Raw genomic sequence first — 18,704 nt, 5'->3', positions numbered from 1 at the left:
CCTACGGGGCGCTCCGCTGCCCGGGCAGGGCCGGGCGCCCCGCGGCGAACACGTCGGTGCCCGCCTTCGCCTCCAGCGCCGCGGGTGCGGCGCCGGACGGTCCGGGGACGGCGGGACGGCGGCTCTGGGCGGTGCCCTGGCTGGGCACCGCCACCTCCGTCACCATGACCGGCTCCGGTGCCCCGCCCTGCGGACGGCGGGCCCGGTAGGCGGCCCGGTACGCGGCGGGGGAGGAGCCGAGCTGGCGGCGGAAGTGCCCGCGCAGCGCGACCGGCGACCGGAAGCCGCAGCGGCCCGCGACCTCGTCCACCGAGTAGTCCGACGTCTCCAGGAGGCGCTGCGCCTGCAGCACCCGCTGGGTGATCAGCCACTGGAGCGGTGCGCTGCCCGTCAGCGAGCGGAACCTCCGGTCGAAGGTCCGGCGGCTCATGTAGGCGCGCGCGGCCAGCGTCTCCACGTCGAACTGCTCGTGCAGATGCTCCAGCGCCCAGGCGACGACCTCGGCGAGCGGGTCGGAGCCGATCTCCTCAGGTAAAGACCTGTCGAGGTAGCGCTCCTGACCGCCACTGCGCCGGGGTGGCACGACGAGCCGGCGGGCGAGTGCCCCGGCGGCCTCCGTGCCGTGGTCCGAGCGGACTATGTGCAGACACAGGTCGATGCCGGCCGCCGTCCCGGCGGAGGTCAGCACGTCCCCGTCGTCCACGAACAGTTCGCGTGGGTCGACGTGCACCGACGGATAGCGCTTGGCCAGCGTCGGTGCGTACATCCAGTGCGTGGTGGCCGGCCGGCCGTCCAGCAGCCCGGCGGCGGCGAGCACGAAGGCCCCCGTGCACAGGCCCACGATGCGGGCGCCCTCCTCGTGGGCGCGGCGCAGCGCGTCCAGCGCCTCCATGGGCGGCGGCGACGTGATCGAGCGCCAGGCGGGCACCACGACGGTGCCGGCCCTGCTGATCGCCTCCAGCCCGTAGGGCGCGGTCAGTTCGAGTCCTCCGGTGGTGCGCAGCGGTCCCTCTTCGCCGCTGCACACGAGCAACCGGTAGCGCGGAACTCCCGCGTCCTGGCGGTCGATTCCGAACACCGACAGCGGGATGGAGCTCTCGAAGATGGGGCCACCGCTGAAGAGCAGGACGGCGACGACTTCCCGGCGTCGTCTTCCGCCCAGCTTCCGTACAGCCTCCGTTGCGGCGGCGGAGTCCTGGCTCATGACGCTAAGCCCCCCTCGGTGTTCGCGTCTTCCTGGTCCTTACGGGCCTGTCGCACCTGCACTTGTCCCCTCGGTCGTGCACGAGTCCCCGGCCTTATAGACGCCCAAGATCGAATCTACTGCGTCCCGTGGTGCCGTCGTGACAAGTTCACCAACCGGCTCATTGTCGACAAGGCAACCTGGCGGGAAGCGTTCGATCACGAAGCGTTTCACTCGCGGCCCGCGCAGGGAAGTGCGTCCGGCGTTCATGGCCCGTCCCCATTGGGCGGAAGCGTACCGCCCGGTCTCTTCCTGCCTGGTGGCAAGGGGGTTGATCGGCCATTTCGACAAGGAATGGACCGGTCCTTGAAGTTGGCTGAAAATGTACGGTCGCGTGTGCGGGAATCAGTCGTTCTACCGGCGCACAACCCGGGGCGCCCACCCGCCCCCGCACGCCCCCTCGCCGGGGTCGGCGGCCCCGGCGGGGGGTGCGGAGCACCCGGCCGGGGACCGGTCCGGACGGGCAGCCGAATACCGCTCTACCGGCCGTCCCCGGAGCAGACCGTGCGGTGGGTTCCGGACGGCCCCCGGAGTTCGGCCGGCTCCCCCGGAAGGGTGGGTTCCGCTCCTCTCGGGCGACGCCCCCGGACGGCCCGCACGGGCTCGGCCGGAGCGGTTCCGCCGGGCACCGCAAGGGGTCCGGGCGGTGGCCGGTACGTCTGTGTAGAGGGCAACCGGCATTGCCACGGGGGCCCGGTCTCGGGCATGCTCCGGAAAACGCCGCACGCCGCTGTGCGCGGGGCGGGCAATGGAGGAGTGGAGCCGTACCCTTGGGGGTAAGGGGTTGGGAAGATGATTCCCGGACACCACGACACCGCCCGCTGACGCTCCTTCCCACGTCGCTCTCCTCACGAGGACTCTCTTCGCCGAGACACCGATGGCCGGTCACGAAATCCCCGAACCCGCGGACCGCAAGCAGGTAGCCGACCCCTTGTCGGACCCGCTGGCGGCCGAACAAGCGCGCCGTCCGTGCGATCCCGCCTTCCGGCATGGGGTCGTCGTCGGCTTCGACGGCTCGACCTCGAGCGAGCGGGCCCTCGCCTATGCGATCGGCATGTCCCGCAGGACGGGCTCCGGTCTGATCATCGTCCACGTCGCCAACCGGCTGCCGACCACGGTCTGGGCGGGCTGCGAGCCCCCCGTCTTCGTGGACGTGCCGGACCACCGCACCGAGGTCCTGGGCCTGGAACTCGCCTGCGCGGACTACCTCGCCGAGGTGCCCTGGGTGCTCGTGGAGCGCGGCGGGGACATCTGTCACGAGCTGGAGGAGGTCGGCCGGGAGTACTCGGCGGACGCCATCGTGGTGGGCTCCACGCACGGTCTGGTGGGCAAGATCTTCGGCTCGGTGGCCGGCCGGCTGGCCCGCCGCGCCCAGCGCCCGGTCGTGGTCATCCCGTAGCCGCCCGGACGCCTTCCCGGCCCGTGGCGCCAACTCGCCTGTGGAAAACGCCGCATGGGCCCTTCCCGGCCGCCCCGGGCCGATTCCGGGCCGTACGCGGAAGGCCCCCGCGGTCACCGACCGTGGGGACCCGTCCGCGTAACGTGACTACTCGACGGTGACCGACTTGGCCAGGTTGCGGGGCTTGTCGATGTCCCGGCCCATGGCCAGCGCCGTGTGGTACGCGAAGAGCTGGAGCGGGATGCCCATGAGGATCGGGTCCAGCTCGTTCTCGTTCTTCGGTACGACGATGGTGTGGTCGGCCTTCTCCTGGACCTGGTGGGCCACGGCGAGGATGCGGCCGCTGCGGGCCTTGATCTCCTCCATCGCGGCGCGGTTCTTCTCCAGCAGGTCGTCGTCCGGCACGATCGCCACGGTCGGCATCGCGGGCTCGATCAGGGCGAGCGGGCCGTGCTTCAGCTCCGACGCGGGGTACGCCTCGGCGTGGATGTACGAGACCTCCTTGAGCTTCAGCGACGCCTCGCGGGCCACGGGGTAGCCGCGCACCCGGCCGATGAACATCATCGACTTCGCGTCCGCGTACTCGGCGGCCAGCCGCTTGATCTCGTCCTCGCCCTGAAGGATCTCGCTGATCTGGGCGGGCAGCTTGCGCAGGCCCTCGATGATCCGCTTGCCGTCGGCGACCGACAGGTCCCGGATGCGGCCCAGGTGCAGGGCGAGCAGCGCGAAGGCGACCACGGTGTTGGTGAAGCACTTGGTGGAGACCACGCACACCTCGGGCCCCGCGTGCACATAGGTGCCGCCGTCCGCCTCGCGGGCGATCGCCGAGCCGACCACGTTGACCACGCCGAGGACCCGGGCGCCCTTGCGCTTCAGCTCCTGGACGGCGGCCAGCACGTCGTACGTCTCACCGGACTGCGAGACCGCGACGTACAGCGTGTCGGGGTCCACGACCGGGTTGCGGTAGCGGAACTCGGAGGCGGGCTCGGCGTCCGCGGGGATGCGGGCCAGCTCCTCGATCAGCTGGGCGCCGATCTGGCCCGCGTGGTACGAGGTGCCGCAGCCCAGGATCTTGATGCGGCGGACCCCGCGCGCCTCGCGGGCGTCCAGGTTGAGGCCGCCCAGGTGCACGGTGGAGAAGCGGTCGTCGATCCGGCCGCGCAGCACCCGGTCGACGGCGTCCGCCTGCTCCGAGATCTCCTTGTGCATGTACGTGTCGTGGCCGCCCATGTCGTACGACTCCGCCTCCCACTCCACGGTGGTCGGCGTGGCCGTCGTGGTCGAGCCCTCCGTGGTGTAGGTACGGAAGTCGTCGGCCTTCAGGGTGGCCATCTCGCCGTCGTCCAGCGTGACGACCTGGCGGGTGTGGGCGACCAGGGCGGCGACGTCCGAGGCGACGAACATCTCCTTCTCGCCGATGCCGAGGACGACCGGGGAGCCGTTGCGGGCCACCACGATGCGGTCGTTGAAGTCGGCATGCAGGACGGCGATGCCGTAGGTGCCCTCCACGGAGCGCAGGGCCTCGCGGACCTTCTCCTCCAGGGTCCCGGCGTCCGAGCGGGCGATCAGGTGGACCAGCACCTCGGTGTCGGTCTCGGAGAGGAAGACGACGCCCTCGGCGGTCAGCCGGGCGCGCAGCTCGGCGGCGTTGTCGATGATCCCGTTGTGGACGACGGCGACCTTGCCCTCGGCGTCCAGGTGCGGGTGGGCGTTCTCGTCGCTGGGGGCGCCGTGGGTGGCCCAGCGGGTGTGGGCGATGCCGGTGGTGCCGGCGAACCGCTTGGGGACCCGGGACTCCAGCTCGCGGACCCGGCCCTTGGCCTTGACCGACTTCAGCGCGGCGGGCTTCCCGGCCGCGGGCTTCCCGGTGATCACGATCCCGGCGGAGTCGTAACCCCGGTACTCCAGCCGCTGCAGGCCCTCCAGCAGCAGCGGGGCCACGTCACGCTTTCCGATGTAACCGACGATTCCGCACATAGAGCTTTCTGTCCTCCGACGACGAACAAGTGAAGGGGTACCCGGCCGTGAGGTGGCCTCAGCCGTAGACGATCCGGCGCAGCTGGCGGAGCGAGAGCTCCGGCGGCGCGACCGCGCGGTGCGGCAGTTCGGCCGCGATCCGCTCGAAGATCTCCGTGTTCACCAGGCCGCCGGCCTGCAGTTCGCGGTGGCGGCGGCGGACGAAGACCTCGGTCGTCTCGTCGAAGTACGCCAGCACGTCGAGGATCACCCGGGCGGCTTCGCCGCGGGGCAGCGTGGTGCTGCGCACCACGTGGTCAATGAGGTCGTCGTACGACGAGAGGCGTTCGAGCACCCGTCGATACTGCGGCGGAAGACAGTCGAGCGCAACAATCCTGCCCGATATCGGGCAGGGAGCCGCGATACTGGCCCCCTTTTTCTGTCTTGGGTGGATTTCGCGCGGGGTGGCGCGGGGTGCGGAGGAGGGGGCGGCGCGGAAGTGGTCGGAGCCGAAAGGGTGAATGTGTACATAAGCCGCAAAAGCTCATCAGGGTGCCTGGGTGACCAACGCCGGTAAGTGGTCTACACCTTGACCACCCGTGAGACGCGCGGTACGCATGGCGACGGAGAAAGGTCAGGAGACCCCGCAGAGTGACCCCCAGAAAGGGACCCGGCTTGTGAGACTGCACACGGTACGTCGCAGTGCTCTTCCCCGTGCGCTGCCCCGGCTCCTCGGCTCGCTGCTTCTCGTCGCGGCGGCCGGTGTCTCCAGCGCGTGCGCCGCCCCCGAGGCGTCCGCCGCGGGCACCGCCACGGCGGCGTGGGCACCCAGGCCGCTCGGCCAGGTGGTGCCCGCCCCCGCCTCGGTCAGACCCGGCGGCGACCCGTACGTCCTCAACGGCTCCACCAGAATCCGGACCGTCGGCGCCTCCGGCGAGGCCCGGAAGATCGGCGATTACCTGGCGGGCCTGCTGCGCCCCTCCACCGGGTTCGCCCTGCCCGTCACCACCAAGGACGGCGCCGACGGCATCCGGCTCCGGCTCGACCCCCGGGCCGGCAAGCTGGGCGCGGAGGGCTACACGCTCACCTCCGGGCGCGGCAACGTCACCATCACCGCCAGGCAGCCCGCGGGGCTCTTCCACGGCGTCCAGACGCTGCGCCAGCTGCTCCCGGCCCAAGTGGAGCGCGACACCCGCCAGAAGGGCCCCTGGCGGATCGCGGGCGGCTCCATCACCGACACCCCCCGCTACGCCTACCGGGGCGCGATGCTCGACGTCGCGCGCCACTTCTTCTCGGTGGACGAGGTCAAGCGCTACATCGACCAGGTCGCCCAGTACAAGATCAACACCTTCCACATCCACCTCTCCGACGACCAGGGCTGGCGGATCGCCGTCGACTCCTGGCCGAGGCTGGCCACGTACGGCGGCTCCACCGAGGTCGGCGGCGGGCCCGGCGGTTACTACACCAAGGAGCAGTACAAGGAGATCGTGCGCTACGCGGCCTCCCGCTACCTGGAAGTGGTCCCGGAGATCGACATGCCGAGCCACACCAACGCCGCGCTCGCCTCGTACGCCGAGCTGAACTGCGACGGCGTCGCGCCGCCGCTCTATACCGGCATCAAGGTCGGTTTCAGCACGCTGTGCGCCGGCAAGGACGTCACGTACGACTTCATCGACGACGTCGTCGGCGAGGTGGCCGCGCTCACGCCCGGCCGCTACTTCCACATCGGCGGCGACGAGGCGCACTCCACGACCCACGAGGACTACGTGGAGATCATGGACCGGGCCCAGGCGATCGTCGGCAAGTACGGGAAGACCGTGATGGGCTGGCACCAGCTGACCGGCGCCGACCCGGTGCCGGGCGCCGTCGCGCAGTACTGGGGCTACGACAAGACCAGCGCCGCGGACCGGCAGCAGGTGGTGGACGCCGCGAAGAACGGCACGAAGCTCGTGCTGTCCCCGGCGGACCGGATCTACCTCGACATGAAGTACAACGACCAGACCGAACTGGGCCTGAAGTGGGCCGGGCTGGTCGAGGTCCAGCGCAGTTACGACTGGGACCCGGGGACGTACCTCGCCGGCGCCCCGGAGGGCTCGGTGCTCGGCGTCGAGGCGCCGATCTGGGCCGAGACCCTGACCGACAGCGACGACATCGACCACATGGCGTTCCCGCGGCTGCCCGGCGCGGCCGAGCTCGCCTGGTCCCCGGCGTCGACGCACGACTGGGACACGTACAAGGTGCGTCTGGCGGCGCTCGGGGAGCGGTTCACCGCCCAGGGCATCGACTACTACCGCTCGCCCCAGGTCCCGTGGCCCGCCTCGGAGACGAGCGGGGGCTGACACGCGACCGCCCCGGCGGCCGGGCTTTCCCGGCCGCCGGGGCGGTGAACGGCCGCGTCAGGCGACCTTCTTGGCGTTCTCGATGGCCTTCGCCAGGTCCTCCAGGATCGGCGCGCACTTGTCGTAGCTGTAGATCGGCTCCGTCGTACGCGGAACGACCTGGCCCGCCTTGACCGCGGGCAGCTGCGCCCAGGTCGGCTTGGAGGTCAGCGCCTCGGGCTGGAGGGCCGAGGAGCGGTTGTCCATCATGATGATGTCGGCGTCGTACTTGTCGACGTTCTCCCAGCTCAGCTCCTCGAAGAAGCCCGCCGCATTCACCTTCGGCGCCACGAACTTCACGCCCAGCTCCTGGAAGTACAGGGTGTCGGCGGACATCTTGGCGAGCGACACGTAGAACAGGTCCTGGCTGGCCGAGCCGACCATGACCCTGATCTCCGGCTTCGACTTCGCGGCCGCGCGCAGCCGGGCCGCCGCCTTCTCGAACCGCGTCTTCGCGGCGGTGACCTTCGCGGACTTCACATCGGCGCCGAGCGAGGCCGCCAGGTCCTCGTGGCGCTGGATCGCCTTCGGGATCGTGGTCTCGGCGGCCCACAGGGCGACGCTCGGGGCGAGCTTGAGGATCTTGTCCTTGGACTGGTCCGGCACGTACCAGAGGGCGTCCTTCTCCCACATCGCCGTGACCAGCAGCTCCGGGCCGAGCTCCGCGTACTTCTCGACGTTGAACTCGCCCCAGACGTTGCCCAGGATCTCGACCTTGTCGATGTCGAGGTCGCCGGCCTGCACGTCCGGCTTGCCGTCCTTGGTCTTCGTCGGGCCGAAGACGGCCTTGACCTCGACGCCGTAGTCGTGGAGGGCGGCGGCGACACCGGTGAAGGCGACGATGTTCTTCGGGACGGACTCGGCCTCGGCGACCTGGCCCCGGTCGTCCTTGAACTTCCACGGCCCGGCGTCGGTGCTCTTGGAGCCCGAGCCGGCGGAGTCCTTCGCGTCGCTGCCGCCGCAGGCCGCGAGCACGGCGCCGAGGCCAACGGCGCCGCCCATGGCCAGCAGGCCGCGGCGGGTGGGACGGGACACTCGGGTAGAGCTCATGACGGAGTCCGCTTTCGTACGAGCCGGGGACCGGCCGGTGACACGTTCGAGGGAAGGTTAGCCTAACCTCAGATTGTGGTCACCGGGGGCCCCGGCCCGTACGAACCCGGTCTCGGGTCAGGCCTGCAGTCCCAGCTCGCGGGCGATCAGCATGCGCTGGACCTCACTGGTGCCCTCGCCGATCTCCAGGATCTTGGAGTCGCGCCACATGCGGGCCACCGGATACTCGTTCATGAAGCCGTAGCCGCCGTGGATCTGGGTCGCCTCCCGGGCGTTGTCCACGGCCACCGTCGAGGAGTACAGCTTGGCGATGGCCGCCTCCTTCTTGAACGGCTCCTCCGCCAGCAGCCGGGACGCCGCGTCCCGCCAGCCGATGCGGGCCATGTGCGCCCGCATCTCCATGTCCGCGATCTTGAACTGAATGGCCTGGTTGGCGCCGATCGGCCTTCCGAAGGCGTGCCGCTCGGCGGCGTACTTCACCGACTCGTCCACACAGCCCTGCGCCAGGCCCGTCGACAGCGCTGCGATGGCGATGCGGCCCTCGTCCAGGATGCGCAGGAACTGCGCGTAGCCCCGGCCCTCCTCGCCGAGCAGGTTCTCCAGCGGGACGCGGACGTCGGCGAAGGACAGCTCGCGGGTGTCCGAGGCGTTCCAGCCGACCTTGGAGTAGGGCGCGGCCACCGTGAAGCCCGGGGTGCCGGAGGGGACGATGATCGAGGAGATCAGCGGCGCGCCGTTCTCCTTGCGACCGGTCACCGCCGTGATCGTGACCAACTCCGTGATGTCCGTGCCGGAGTTGGTGATGAAGCACTTGGAGCCGTTGATCACCCACTCGCCCGCCGCCTCGTCGCGCACGGCCGTCGTCCGCGTCCCGCCCGCGTCCGAGCCGCCGTCCGGCTCGGTCAGGCCGAACGCGCCCAGCGCCTCGCCCGAGCAGAGCTTCGGCAGCCACCGCCGCTTCTGCTCCTCGGTGCCGAAGCGGTAGACCGGCATCGCGCCCAGCGAGACGCCCGCCTCCAGCGTGATCGCCACCGAGGAGTCGACCCGGGCCAGCTCCTCCAGGGCGATGCCGAGGGCGAGGTAGTCGCCGCCCATCCCGCCGTACTCCTCCGGGAAGGGCAGCCCGAACAGGCCCATCCGCCCCATCTCGCGCACGATCTCGTACGGGAACTCGTGCCGCTCGTAGAAGTCGCCGATCTTCGGGGCGACGACGTCGTGGGCGAACTCCTCGACGGTGCGGCGGAGTTCCTCGTGCTCGGCGGTCAGCCGGTGGTCCAGGGACATCGGTGGATCACTGCTCCTCGTGGGACAGGGCGCGGACGGTGCGGGAAGGGCTGGGTCGGCCCAGGTGGCCGGCGAGCCACACGCTGGTGGCGGTCAGCTCGCCGAGATCGACGCCGGTCTCGATGCCGAGGCCGTCGAGCATCCAGACCAGGTCTTCGGTGGCCAGGTTCCCCGTCGCGCTCTTCGCGTACGGGCAGCCGCCGAGGCCGCCCGCGGAGGCGTCCACGGTGGTCACCCCGTGCCGGAGCGCGGCGAGGGTGTTGGACAGGGCCTGGCCGTAGGTGTCGTGGAAGTGCACCCCGATCACGTCGGTGGCCACCCCCGCCTCGTTCAAGGCGGTCAGCAGCGCGGTCACGTGGCCGGGGGTGGCGACGCCGATGGTGTCGCCGAGGGACAGCTCGTCGCAGCCGAGGTCCATCAGCGCCCTGGCGACCCGGACGACCTGCGCGACGGGCACGGCGCCCTCCCAGGGGTCGCCGAAGCACATCGACAAGTAGCCGCGCACGTGCACCGACTCGGCCCTGGCCCGGGCCACCACCGGCGCGAACATGGCCAGCGACTCGTCCACCGTGCGGTTGAGGTTGCGCGCGGCGAACGTCTCCGTCGCCGAGCCGAACACCGCGATCCCGCGGGCCCCGAGCGCCAGGGCCCGGTCCAGCCCGCGCTCGTTCGGCACGAGGACCGGCAGCGCCACGTCACCGACGTCCGCGATGTCCCCCAGCATCGGGAACAGCCGCTCGGCGTCGGCGAGCTGGGGCACCCACTTGGGGTGCACGAAGCTGGTCGCCTCGATGGTGGTCAGCCCGGCGACCGCGAGCCGGCGGATGAACTCCGCCTTCACCTCGGTCGGGACGACCTCCTTCTCGTTCTGGAGGCCGTCGCGGGCACCGACCTCGTGGATGCGGACCCGGGCGGGCAGCCCCTCGGCGGGCACGGCCATCGGCAGGGCGCGGGCTTCGGTGGTCATGCGTCCTCCCCGGCACCGGCGGCGGGCACGACCACGGCGAGCACCTGGTCCATGGCCACCGTGGACCCGGCGGTCACGTCGAGTTCGGTCACGGTGCCGGCGTGCGGCGCGGAGATGACGTGCTCCATCTTCATCGCCTCCACCACCAGCAGGCTCTGCCCGGCGGCGACCTCGTCCCCGACGGCCACCTTCACCACGGTCACCGTCCCGGGCATGGGCGCGGCGAGCGTGTCCGCGCCCGAGCGGGCGGCACCGGTCAGCGACGCCTCGACCGGGTCGTGGTCGCGGACGTGCCAGCTGTCGCCGTCCCGGCCGAGCCAGTGCCCCTCCGGGGAGACCGCGTACGCGAACACATGGGTGACTCCGGCGAGTTCGAACGCGATCCGGCCGTCACCGGCCGCGAGGGTCCTGGCCTTCTCCGCCGTACCGGGCAGCGGCCCCAGCGGTCCGCAGGACCCCGATTCCGGGGCGGGCGGGCTCGCGCCCTCGCCGACATGGCCGAACGTCAGCTCGGTGTCCCCGCCGCCGCACGGCCGCAGGCCCACCTGGACCGGGTCGTGGCCCGGGATGTGGAAGTCGAGCACCGTCCGGGCCGGGGCGCCGCCGAGCCGCCAGCCGTTCCCCGCGGAGAACGGGTCGGCCCAAGCGCCGGGAGCGGGGCGGGCGGCGGCGGACGCGGTGTGCTGCCGCAGCAGCGCGGCGGCCGCGTACACCTCCTCCGGCACGCCCTCCGGGACCAGCGCGGCGACCTCGCGCTCCACCAGGCCGGTGTCCAGCTCGCCCGCCACCACGGCCGGGTGGGCCAGCAGCCGGCGCAGGAAGCCCGCGTTGACCGGGACGCCGAGGACGACCGTCTCCGCGAGGGCCACCCGCAGCCGGCGCAGCGCGGTCGCCCGGTCGGGGCCGTACGCGATGACCTTGGACAGCATGGGGTCGTACAGGCTGCCGACCTCGCCGCCCCCGACGAGCCCCGAGTCGGTGCGGACCCCGCCGCCCTGCGGTTCGTGGAGCGCGAGCACGGTGCCGCCGGAGGGCAGGAAGCCGCGGGCCGGGTCCTCGGCGCAGACTCGGGCCTCCACGGCGTGCCCGGTGAGCGTGACGGCGTCCTGCCCGAACGGCAGCGGCTCACCGGCCGCGACGCGCAGTTGCCACTCCACCAGGTCGAGGCCGGTGACCAGCTCGGTCACCGGGTGCTCGACCTGGAGGCGGGTGTTCATCTCCATGAAGTAGTACGAGGACGGGTCGTTGCCCGGGACGATGAACTCCACCGTGCCCGCGCCGGCATACCCGCAGGAGCGGGCCGCCTGGACGGCCGCCTCGCCCATCGCGGCCCGGGTCGCCCCGTCCAGCAGGACGGACGGGGCCTCCTCGATGATCTTCTGGTGACGGCGCTGGAGCGAGCACTCGCGCTCGCCCAGGTGGACCACGTTGCCGTGGGCGTCGGCCAGGACCTGGATCTCGATGTGGCGCGGCCGGTCGATCCACCGCTCCACCAGCAGCGTGTCGTCGCCGAAGGAGGCGCGGGCCTCGCGCCGGGCCGCCGCGATCTCGTCCGCGAGCAGCGCCGCGTCCCGGACGAGCCGCATGCCCTTGCCACCGCCGCCGGCCGAGGGCTTCAGCAGCACGGGCATGCCGATCCCGGCAGCAGCCTCCGCCAGCTCGACGTCGCTCAGCCCGCTCCCGGAGGAGCCGGGGACGACCGGGACGCCCGCGGCGGCGACCGTCTCCTTGGCCCGGATCTTGTCGCCCATCAGCGAGATCGCGGTGGCGGGCGGCCCGATGAAGACCAGCCCCGCCTCCGCGCAGGCGCGGGCGAACGCCGCGTTCTCCGCGAGGAAGCCGTAGCCGGGGTGGACCGCCTGGGCGCCGGTGCGGCGGGCGGCCTCCAGGAGGCGGTCGGCGCTCAGATAGCTCTCCGAGGCGGGCGCGGGGCCGATCCGTACCGCCGTGTCGGCCTCCCGCACGTGGCGCGCGTCGGCGTCCGCGTCGCTGAAGACGGCGACCGAGCGGACGCCCAGCTCGCGCAGGGTCCGGATGACCCGGACCGCGATCTCGCCCCGGTTGGCGACGAGGACCGTGTCGAACATCGTCATCTCTTCCTCACATCCGGAAGACGCCGAAGCCGGCGTCGCCCAAGGGCGCGTTGGCGCACGCGGTCAGGGCGAGCCCCAGCACCTGCCGGGTCTCCAGCGGGTCGATCACCCCGTCGTCCCAGAGCCGGGCGGTGGCGTAGTACGCGTTGCCCTGGGTCTCGTACTGCTCGCGGATCGGGGCCTTGAAGGCTTCCTCGTCCTCGGCGCTCCAGTCGTCGCCCAGCTGGTCGCGCTTGACCGTGGCGAGGACGGACGCGGCCTGCTCGCCGCCCATGACGGAGATCTTCGCGTTGGGCCACATCCACAGGAAGCGGGGGCTGTAGGCCCGGCCGCACATGGAGTAGTTGCCCGCGCCGTAGGACCCGCCGACGACCACGGTCAGCTTCGGCACCCGGGTGCAGGCGACGGCGGTGACCATCTTCGCGCCGTGCTTGGCGATGCCCCCGGCCTCGTAGTCGCGGCCGACCATGAAGCCGGAGATGTTCTGGAGGAAGACCAGCGGGATGCCGCGCTGGTCGCACAGCTCGATGAAGTGCGCGCCCTTCTGGGCGGACTCGGAGAACAGGATGCCGTTGTTGGCGACGATCCCGACCGGGTGGCCGTGGATGTGCGCGAAGCCGGTGATCAGCGTCGTGCCGTACTCCGCCTTGAACTCGGCGAACCGCGAGCCGTCGACCACCCGGGCGATCACCTCGCGCACGTCGTACGGCGTGCGCGAGTCGACCGGGACCGCGCCGTAGAGCCCGGCGGGGTCCACCTTCGGCTCCTCGACCGGCCGCACCGACCAGGGCAGCGCGCCCCGCTCCGGCAGCGTGGCCACGATGTTCCGGACGATCCGCAGCGCGTGCGCGTCGTCCTCCGCGAGGTGGTCGGTGACACCCGACGTACGGGAGTGCACCTCGCCGCCGCCCAGCTCCTCGGCCGTGACCACCTCGCCGGTGGCGGCCTTCACCAGCGGCGGACCGCCCAGGAAGATCGTGCCCTGGTTCCGGACGATGACGGCCTCGTCGCTCATCGCGGGGACGTACGCCCCGCCCGCCGTGCAGGAGCCCAGGACCGCCGCGATCTGCGGGATGCCGGCCCCCGACATCCGGGCCTGGTTGTAGAAGATCCGGCCGAAGTGCTCGCGGTCCGGGAAGACCTCGTCCTGCATCGGCAGGAAGGCGCCGCCCGAGTCCACCAGGTAGAGGCAGGGGAGACGATTCTCCAGCGCCACCTCCTGGGCCCTCAGGTGCTTCTTCACGGTCATCGGGTAGTAGGTGCCGCCCTTGACCGTCGCGTCGTTGGCGACGACCACGCACTCCCGGCCGCTGACCCGGCCGATCCCGGCGATCACCCCGGCGGCCGGGGCGGCGCCTCCGTAGAGCCCGTCGGCCGCCAGCGGGGCCAGCTCCAGGAAGGGCGAGCCCGGGTCGAGCAGGGTGTCCACCCGCTCCCTGGGCAGCAGCTTGCCGCGCGCCACATGCCGGGCGCGGGCCCTCTCACCTCCGCCGAGCCTCGCCGTGGCGAGCCGCTTGCGCAGCTCGTCGGCGAGCGCGTGGTGCGCCGCCTCGTTGGCCTGCCAGGCCGCCGAGGCGGGATCCGCCGCGCTCGTCAGCACCGGTGCCTGCTGCATCGTGTCGAGCCCCCTTGCCCGTACCGCGCCGTTCCGATCGCCAACGCCACTGTGTTAATGAGCGTTAACGTGATCACAGGTTAACGAGCGCTAACCCGCCTGTCTAGAATGGCTGCTCATGAGCACCCATGCCGCCGCCCGCGTCGCGGCCCCCACCCGCCGCGAGCAGATCCTCCGGGAGGCCGCCCGGCTCTTCGCCGAGCGCGGCTTCCACGGTGTCGGCGTAGACGAGATAGGGGCCGCCGTCGGCATCAGCGGCCCCGGCCTCTACCGGCACTTCCCCGGCAAGGACGCGATGCTCGCCGAGCTCCTCGTCGGCATCAGCGAACGGCTGCTGGCCGGCGGGGAGCTCCGGGTGTCCGAGGACGCCGCCTCCGGCGACGGATCGCCCGAGGCCCTGCTGGACGCGCTCATCGAGGGCCACATCGACTTCGCCCTCGACGACCGCCCCCTGATCACCCTGCACGACCGGGAGCTGGACCGCCTGCGGGACACCGACCGCAAGCGGGTGCGCCGGCTCCAGCGGCAGTACGTCGAGGTGTGGGTCTCCGTCGTCCGCGACCTCTACCCGGACCTCCCCGAGCACGAGGCCCGCGCCGCCGTCCACGCGGTGTTCGGCCTGCTCAACTCCACCCCGCACCTCGGCCGCCCGGGCGCGCTGCCGGGGCGCGCCGAGACGGCGGCGCTGCTGCACCGGCTGGCCCGGGGAGCCTTCGCGGCGGCGGGGGAGCGGCAGCCGGGCTGACCGTCCCGCGGACGACCGGGACGCCGCGCGGGCGTCACGGCACAATGGCCCCATGCCGATATCCAGCCGCGCCGCCCTCGTCGAACACCTCGTCCGCACGCGCATCGCGGGGGACGTCGCCACCCCGCGCGACAACAACCTGGCCCACTACCGCAGCCTGGCCAACGGGGACCGGCACTATTGGCTGGGCCTGGAACTGGGCGACCGGTGGCGCGACGAGCAGGACGTGCTGGCCGTGATGGCCGAGCGGTGCGGGGTCAGCGACGACCCGGAGCACCGGTTCGGGCAGGACACCATCGACCCCGAGCTGACCGTCGACGCCCTGGAGCGGGCCGCCGCCCGGCTCCGCAAGGCCGTCGAGGGCGCCGAGCGGGTCCTCTTCGCCACCGGCCACCCCGGCGGCCTGCTCGACGTCCACCGCCAGACCGCGCAGGCGCTGCGGGCGGCCGGCTGCGAGATCGTACGCATCCCGGGCGGGCTGATGGCCGACGAGGGAATGGTCTTCCAGTTCGCCGACGTCGCCGTCCAGGAGCGCGGCGCGACGCTCTGGCACACCCACTCCCCGGCCCCCATGGCCGCCGTCCTCGACGGCCTGGAACGCGAGGGCCGCCCGCTGCCCGACCTGGTCGTCGCCGACCACGGCTGGGCGGGCTGCGCCGCGCAGCGCGGCCTGGACGCCATCGGCTACGCGGACTGCAACGACCCCGCGCTGTTCCTCGGCGAGTCCGAGGGCACCCTCCAGGTGGCGGTCCCGCTGGACGACCACGTCCTGGACCCGCGCTTCTACGACCCGATGACGGACTACCTGCTGGACGCGGCGGGGCTGCTCTGAGGCTTCACGGCCCCTCCTCCTCCGCGCGGGCCCGGCGCCGCGCCTCCCGGCCCGACGTGGGGTCCAGGTACACCCGCTTGATGGATGCGTACCGCTGCCGCAGCCGGCGCTCGGCCTGCTCGCACGCCGTCTCGACCTGCTCGGCGGTGACCGTGTCCCGGAAGTCGACCTTCGCGGCGACCAGGATCTCGTCCGGTCCCTGGATGAGCGTGGTCAGCTCCAGTACGGAGATGAGGTGGTCGACGCCGAGCAGCTCCTCCCGGATGCCGTCCCGCATCGGCCGCGACACCGGTCGCCCGATCAGCAGCTGGACGTTGGACCGGCCGAGCACCCACGCCACGTACACCAGCAGCGCCCCGATGAGCAGCGAGGCGATGCCGTCCCACACCCCGGACCCGGTCAGCTGGCCGCCGAGCAGCCCGCCCGCCGCGAGCAGCAGGCCGAGCAGGGCCGCCGAGTCCTCCATCACCACGGCCTTGACGGCGGTGTCCGGGGTGCGCCGGAAGTAGTGCCGGGCGGGCGCGCCCAGTTCCTCGGCCTCCTGGCGGACCTGCTTGAGCCCGGTCCGCAGCGAGAAGCCCTCCAGGAGGAAGGCGACGACGAGCACGAGGTACGAGATCAGCGGGTCGCCCAGGTCCTCGCCCGCGAGCAGGGTGTGCACCCCGTCGTAGATCGAGAAGACCGCGCCGCCGACGAACGTGGCGACGGACGCCAGCAGCGCCCAGATGTACCGCTCGGGGCCGTATCCCAGCGGGTGGTCCTCGTCGGCCGGCTTCTCGCTGCGCTTGAGCGCGGTGAGCAGCAGCACCTCGGTGACGGTGTCCGCGACCGAGTGGGCCGCCTCGGAGAGCATCGCGCTCGACCCGCTGATCAGCCCGGCGACCGCCTTCGCCACGGCGATGCCGAGATTGGCCAGCGCCGCGACGACGACGGTGAACGTGGACCCCCCACCACTGCTTTTCGCGTCAGTCATGCCGGTGAGTATGTCCGCGCCCGGCCCGCTCATGTCCGACGCGCGGCCGGGGGCCGGTCAGCGGGGGACGCGGACCACACCCTCCTGGATGACGGTGATCGCGAGCCGGCCGTCCTGCGTGTAGATGCGGGCCTGGCCGAGGCCGCGCCCGCCGGACGCGGACGGCGACTCCTGGTCGTACAGCAGCCACTCGTCGGCCCGGAACGGCCGGTGGAACCACATCGCGTGGTCCAGGCTGGCGCCGACGACGTCCCCGACCGCCCAGCCGCCGCGCCCGTGGGCGAGCAGCACGGAGTCGAGCAGCGTCATGTCGGAGACGTACGTGGCCATGCAGACGTGCAGCAGCGGGTCGTCGGCCAGCTTGCCGTTGGTACGGAACCACACCTGCGACCTGGGCTCGCGGGGTTCGCCGACCGTGCCGAAGGGCGGCGCGTCCACGTACCGCAGATCGACGGCGGCCCGCGCCTCGATCAGCCGGTCCACCATGCCCGGGTCGCTGAACCGGTCGGCGTACCGCGGCAGCATCTCGGCCGCCGTGGGCAGCGTCTCCGGGTCGGGTGCGGGCGGCATGTCCGCCTGGTGCTCGAGGCCGTCCTCGTACGTCTGGAAGGACGCGGAGAGGTGGAAGATCGGCTGCCCGTGCTGGACGGCGACGACCCGGCGGGTGGTGAAGGAGCGGCCGTCGCGGATGCGGTCCACGGTGTAGACGATCGGCGCGCCCGGGTCGCCCATCCGCAGGAAGTACGCGTGCAGCGAGTGGGCGGCCTTGTTCGCGGGGACGGTGCGGCCCGCGGCGACGAGCGCCTGGGCCGCGACCTGTCCGCCGAAGACCCGGGGCACGACCGCCGAGCGGCTGGTGCCCCGGAAGATGTCCTGCTCGATCCGCTCCAGGTCGAGCAGATCGAGCAGGGAATCGAGTGCGGTGCTCATGGCTGTGCGGACGCGGTCCTCACAGGCCCATGGACTTGGCGATGATCGACTTCATGACCTCGCTGGTGCCGCCGTAGATGCGGTTGACGCGGTTGTCCGCGTACAGGCGGGCGATCGGGTACTCGTTCATGAAGCCGTAGCCGCCGTGCAGCTGGAGGCAGCGGTCGATCACGCGGTGGGCGACCTCGGTGCAGAACAGCTTCGCGGAGGCGGCCTCGGCGGCGGTCAGCTCACCGGCGTCCAGCGCCTCCAGCGCGCGGTCGGCGACGGCCTGGGCCGCGTCCACCTCGGCCTGGCAGGCGGCCAGCTCGAACTTGGTGTTCTGGAACGAGGCGACGGTCTTGCCGAAGACGGTGCGCTCCTGGACGTACTCCTTGGCGAACCGCACGGCGGCGGCGGCCTGGGCGTACGCGCCGAAGGCGATGCCCCAGCGCTCGGAGGCCAGGTTGGTGCCGAGGTAGCCGAAGCCCTTGTTCTCCTCGCCGAGCAGGTCCTCGGCGGGCACCTTGACGTCCACGAACGCCAGCTCGGCGGTGTCGGAGACCTTCAGGCCCAGCTTGTCGAGCTTGCGGCCGATGGAGTAGCCCTCGGACTTGGTGTCCACGGCGAACAGCGAGATGCCGAAGCGGCGGTCGTCCTCGCGCGGGGCGGAGGTGCGGGCGCAGACGATGACGCGGTCGGCGTGGACGCCGCCGGTGATGAACGTCTTGGCGCCGTTGAGGACGTAGTGCGTGCCGTCCTCGGAGAGCTTGGCGGTGGTCTTCATGCCCGCGACGTCCGACCCGGTGCCCGGCTCGGTCATCGCGAGGGCCCACATCTCCTCGCCGGTGACGAACTTCGGCAGCCAGCGCTTCTTCTGCTCGTCGGTGGCGAGCATCTTGATGTACGGCAGGCCGAGCAGCGTGTGCACGCCGGAGCCGCCGAAGGAGACGCCGGCCCGGGCGGTCTCCTCGTAGATGACCGCCTCGTACTTGTGCGAGTCGATGCCCGCGCCGTCGTACTCCTCGTCGACGTTGATCCCGAAGACGCCGAGCTCACCGAGCTGCTTGTAGAACTCGCGCGGCGCCTGCCCGGCGGCGAACCACTCCTCGTACACGGGCACGACCTCGGCCGCGATGAAGGCCCGGATGGTCTCCCGGAACGCCTCGTGGTCCTCATTGAATACCGTACGGCGCACGGGGTGCCTCCCTGGTCGGCTGCGACTGCTACGTCTTCTGGGTCTACGTCTTCCGGAGCATG

15 protein-coding genes are annotated in these 18,704 nt (G+C 71.9%); 4 read left to right on the top strand and 11 right to left on the bottom strand.

Going from position 1 to position 18,704, the window contains the following annotated elements; genetic code table 11:
* Position 1: 1 nt before the first annotated feature.
* Complete coding sequence (locus tag AB0L33_RS15715; protein ID WP_365681627.1) at positions 2–1,204, bottom strand: helix-turn-helix domain-containing protein; 1,203 nt, start codon at positions 1,202–1,204, stop codon at positions 2–4.
* A 916-nt stretch (positions 1,205–2,120) separates the two neighbouring features.
* Between AB0L33_RS15715 and AB0L33_RS15710 the strand changes: the two genes are divergently transcribed.
* Positions 2,121–2,642, top strand: a complete 522-nt coding sequence (locus AB0L33_RS15710; RefSeq protein WP_018105726.1) for a universal stress protein — start codon at positions 2,121–2,123, stop codon at positions 2,640–2,642.
* Between the two features lie 147 nt (positions 2,643–2,789).
* Here the strand turns inward: AB0L33_RS15710 and glmS are convergent, their stop codons facing one another.
* The gene (gene glmS, locus AB0L33_RS15705) at positions 2,790–4,619 is read right to left on the bottom strand and encodes a glutamine--fructose-6-phosphate transaminase (isomerizing) (protein ID WP_365681624.1); all 1,830 of its coding nucleotides are present in this window, start codon (positions 4,617–4,619) and stop codon (positions 2,790–2,792) included.
* 58 nt (positions 4,620–4,677) lie between these two features.
* Positions 4,678–4,953, bottom strand: a complete 276-nt coding sequence (locus tag AB0L33_RS15700; RefSeq protein ID WP_018105728.1) for a hypothetical protein — start codon at positions 4,951–4,953, stop codon at positions 4,678–4,680.
* A 322-nt stretch (positions 4,954–5,275) separates the two neighbouring features.
* On the opposite strand from AB0L33_RS15700, the gene AB0L33_RS15695 reads away from it, so the two are divergent.
* Positions 5,276–6,937, top strand: coding sequence for a beta-N-acetylhexosaminidase (locus AB0L33_RS15695; protein ID WP_365681622.1), 1,662 nt, complete (start codon positions 5,276–5,278; stop codon positions 6,935–6,937).
* Positions 6,938–6,994: 57 nt separating this feature from the next.
* Here the strand turns inward: AB0L33_RS15695 and AB0L33_RS15690 are convergent, their stop codons facing one another.
* From AB0L33_RS15690 to AB0L33_RS15670, 5 genes are all read right to left on the bottom strand, one after another.
* The gene (locus AB0L33_RS15690) at positions 6,995–8,026 is read right to left on the bottom strand and encodes an ABC transporter substrate-binding protein (protein ID WP_365681620.1); all 1,032 of its coding nucleotides are present in this window, start codon (positions 8,024–8,026) and stop codon (positions 6,995–6,997) included.
* A 117-nt stretch (positions 8,027–8,143) separates the two neighbouring features.
* Positions 8,144–9,310 carry an acyl-CoA dehydrogenase family protein gene (locus tag AB0L33_RS15685; protein WP_365681618.1) on the bottom strand — a complete coding sequence of 389 codons (1,167 nt, stop codon included), beginning with the start codon at positions 9,308–9,310 and terminating at the stop codon, positions 8,144–8,146.
* A 7-nt stretch (positions 9,311–9,317) separates the two neighbouring features.
* Entirely contained in the window at positions 9,318–10,277 is a 960-nt protein-coding gene (locus AB0L33_RS15680) for a hydroxymethylglutaryl-CoA lyase (protein ID WP_365681616.1), read from the bottom strand.
* Positions 10,274–12,370 (bottom strand): biotin carboxylase N-terminal domain-containing protein, encoded by a 2,097-nt coding sequence (locus AB0L33_RS15675; RefSeq protein WP_365681614.1) that lies wholly within the window; start codon positions 12,368–12,370, stop codon positions 10,274–10,276. The genes AB0L33_RS15680 and AB0L33_RS15675 overlap by 4 nt, the downstream gene beginning before the upstream one ends.
* A 7-nt stretch (positions 12,371–12,377) precedes the next feature.
* On the bottom strand, positions 12,378–13,985 hold the full coding sequence (locus tag AB0L33_RS15670; RefSeq protein ID WP_365681612.1) for a carboxyl transferase domain-containing protein: 1,608 nt from the start codon (positions 13,983–13,985) through the stop codon (positions 12,378–12,380).
* A gap of 118 nt (positions 13,986–14,103) precedes the next feature.
* Here AB0L33_RS15670 and AB0L33_RS15665 point away from each other — a divergent pair, with 118 nt between their 5' ends.
* Complete coding sequence (locus AB0L33_RS15665) at positions 14,104–14,730, top strand: TetR/AcrR family transcriptional regulator (protein ID WP_365681610.1); 627 nt, start codon at positions 14,104–14,106, stop codon at positions 14,728–14,730.
* 52 nt (positions 14,731–14,782) lie between these two features.
* Entirely contained in the window at positions 14,783–15,562 is a 780-nt protein-coding gene (locus AB0L33_RS15660; protein ID WP_365681608.1) for a phosphatase, read from the top strand.
* 4 nt (positions 15,563–15,566) lie between these two features.
* Here the strand turns inward: AB0L33_RS15660 and AB0L33_RS15655 are convergent, their stop codons facing one another.
* From AB0L33_RS15655 to AB0L33_RS15645, 3 genes are read right to left on the bottom strand one after another with little or no spacing between them, the layout of a single operon-like run.
* Positions 15,567–16,535: a cation diffusion facilitator family transporter gene (locus AB0L33_RS15655; RefSeq protein WP_365681606.1), complete on the bottom strand. Its 969-nt coding sequence runs from the start codon at positions 16,533–16,535 to the stop codon at positions 15,567–15,569.
* A gap of 57 nt (positions 16,536–16,592) precedes the next feature.
* Positions 16,593–17,465, bottom strand: a complete 873-nt coding sequence (tesB, locus tag AB0L33_RS15650) for an acyl-CoA thioesterase II (RefSeq protein WP_365681604.1) — start codon at positions 17,463–17,465, stop codon at positions 16,593–16,595.
* 19 nt (positions 17,466–17,484) lie between these two features.
* A complete protein-coding gene (locus AB0L33_RS15645) occupies positions 17,485–18,642 on the bottom strand; it encodes an acyl-CoA dehydrogenase family protein (protein WP_365681602.1) in 1,158 nt (385 codons plus the stop codon).
* Positions 18,643–18,704: the final 62 nt, after the last annotated feature.

The organism is Streptomyces sp. NPDC052299 (genome assembly GCF_040679335.1).
Classification (GTDB): Bacteria; Actinomycetota; Actinomycetes; order Streptomycetales; family Streptomycetaceae; genus Streptomyces.
This window is presented reverse-complemented; position numbering and strand designations above follow the sequence as displayed.

Coding starts and splice junctions, on each gene's coding strand:
- AB0L33_RS15715 (WP_365681627.1), bottom strand. CDS start 1,204: ATGAGCCAGGACTCCGCCGCCGCAACGGAGGCTGTACGGAAGCTGGGC.
- AB0L33_RS15710 (WP_018105726.1), top strand. CDS start 2,121: ATGGCCGGTCACGAAATCCCCGAACCCGCGGACCGCAAGCAGGTAGCC.
- glmS (WP_365681624.1), bottom strand. CDS start 4,619: ATGTGCGGAATCGTCGGTTACATCGGAAAGCGTGACGTGGCCCCGCTG.
- AB0L33_RS15690 (WP_365681620.1), bottom strand. CDS start 8,026: ATGAGCTCTACCCGAGTGTCCCGTCCCACCCGCCGCGGCCTGCTGGCC.
- AB0L33_RS15685 (WP_365681618.1), bottom strand. CDS start 9,310: ATGTCCCTGGACCACCGGCTGACCGCCGAGCACGAGGAACTCCGCCGC.
- AB0L33_RS15680 (WP_365681616.1), bottom strand. CDS start 10,277: ATGACCACCGAAGCCCGCGCCCTGCCGATGGCCGTGCCCGCCGAGGGG.
- AB0L33_RS15675 (WP_365681614.1), bottom strand. CDS start 12,370: ATGACGATGTTCGACACGGTCCTCGTCGCCAACCGGGGCGAGATCGCG.
- AB0L33_RS15670 (WP_365681612.1), bottom strand. CDS start 13,985: ATGCAGCAGGCACCGGTGCTGACGAGCGCGGCGGATCCCGCCTCGGCG.
- AB0L33_RS15665 (WP_365681610.1), top strand. CDS start 14,104: ATGAGCACCCATGCCGCCGCCCGCGTCGCGGCCCCCACCCGCCGCGAG.
- AB0L33_RS15660 (WP_365681608.1), top strand. CDS start 14,783: ATGCCGATATCCAGCCGCGCCGCCCTCGTCGAACACCTCGTCCGCACG.
- AB0L33_RS15655 (WP_365681606.1), bottom strand. CDS start 16,535: ATGACTGACGCGAAAAGCAGTGGTGGGGGGTCCACGTTCACCGTCGTC.
- tesB (WP_365681604.1), bottom strand. CDS start 17,465: ATGAGCACCGCACTCGATTCCCTGCTCGATCTGCTCGACCTGGAGCGG.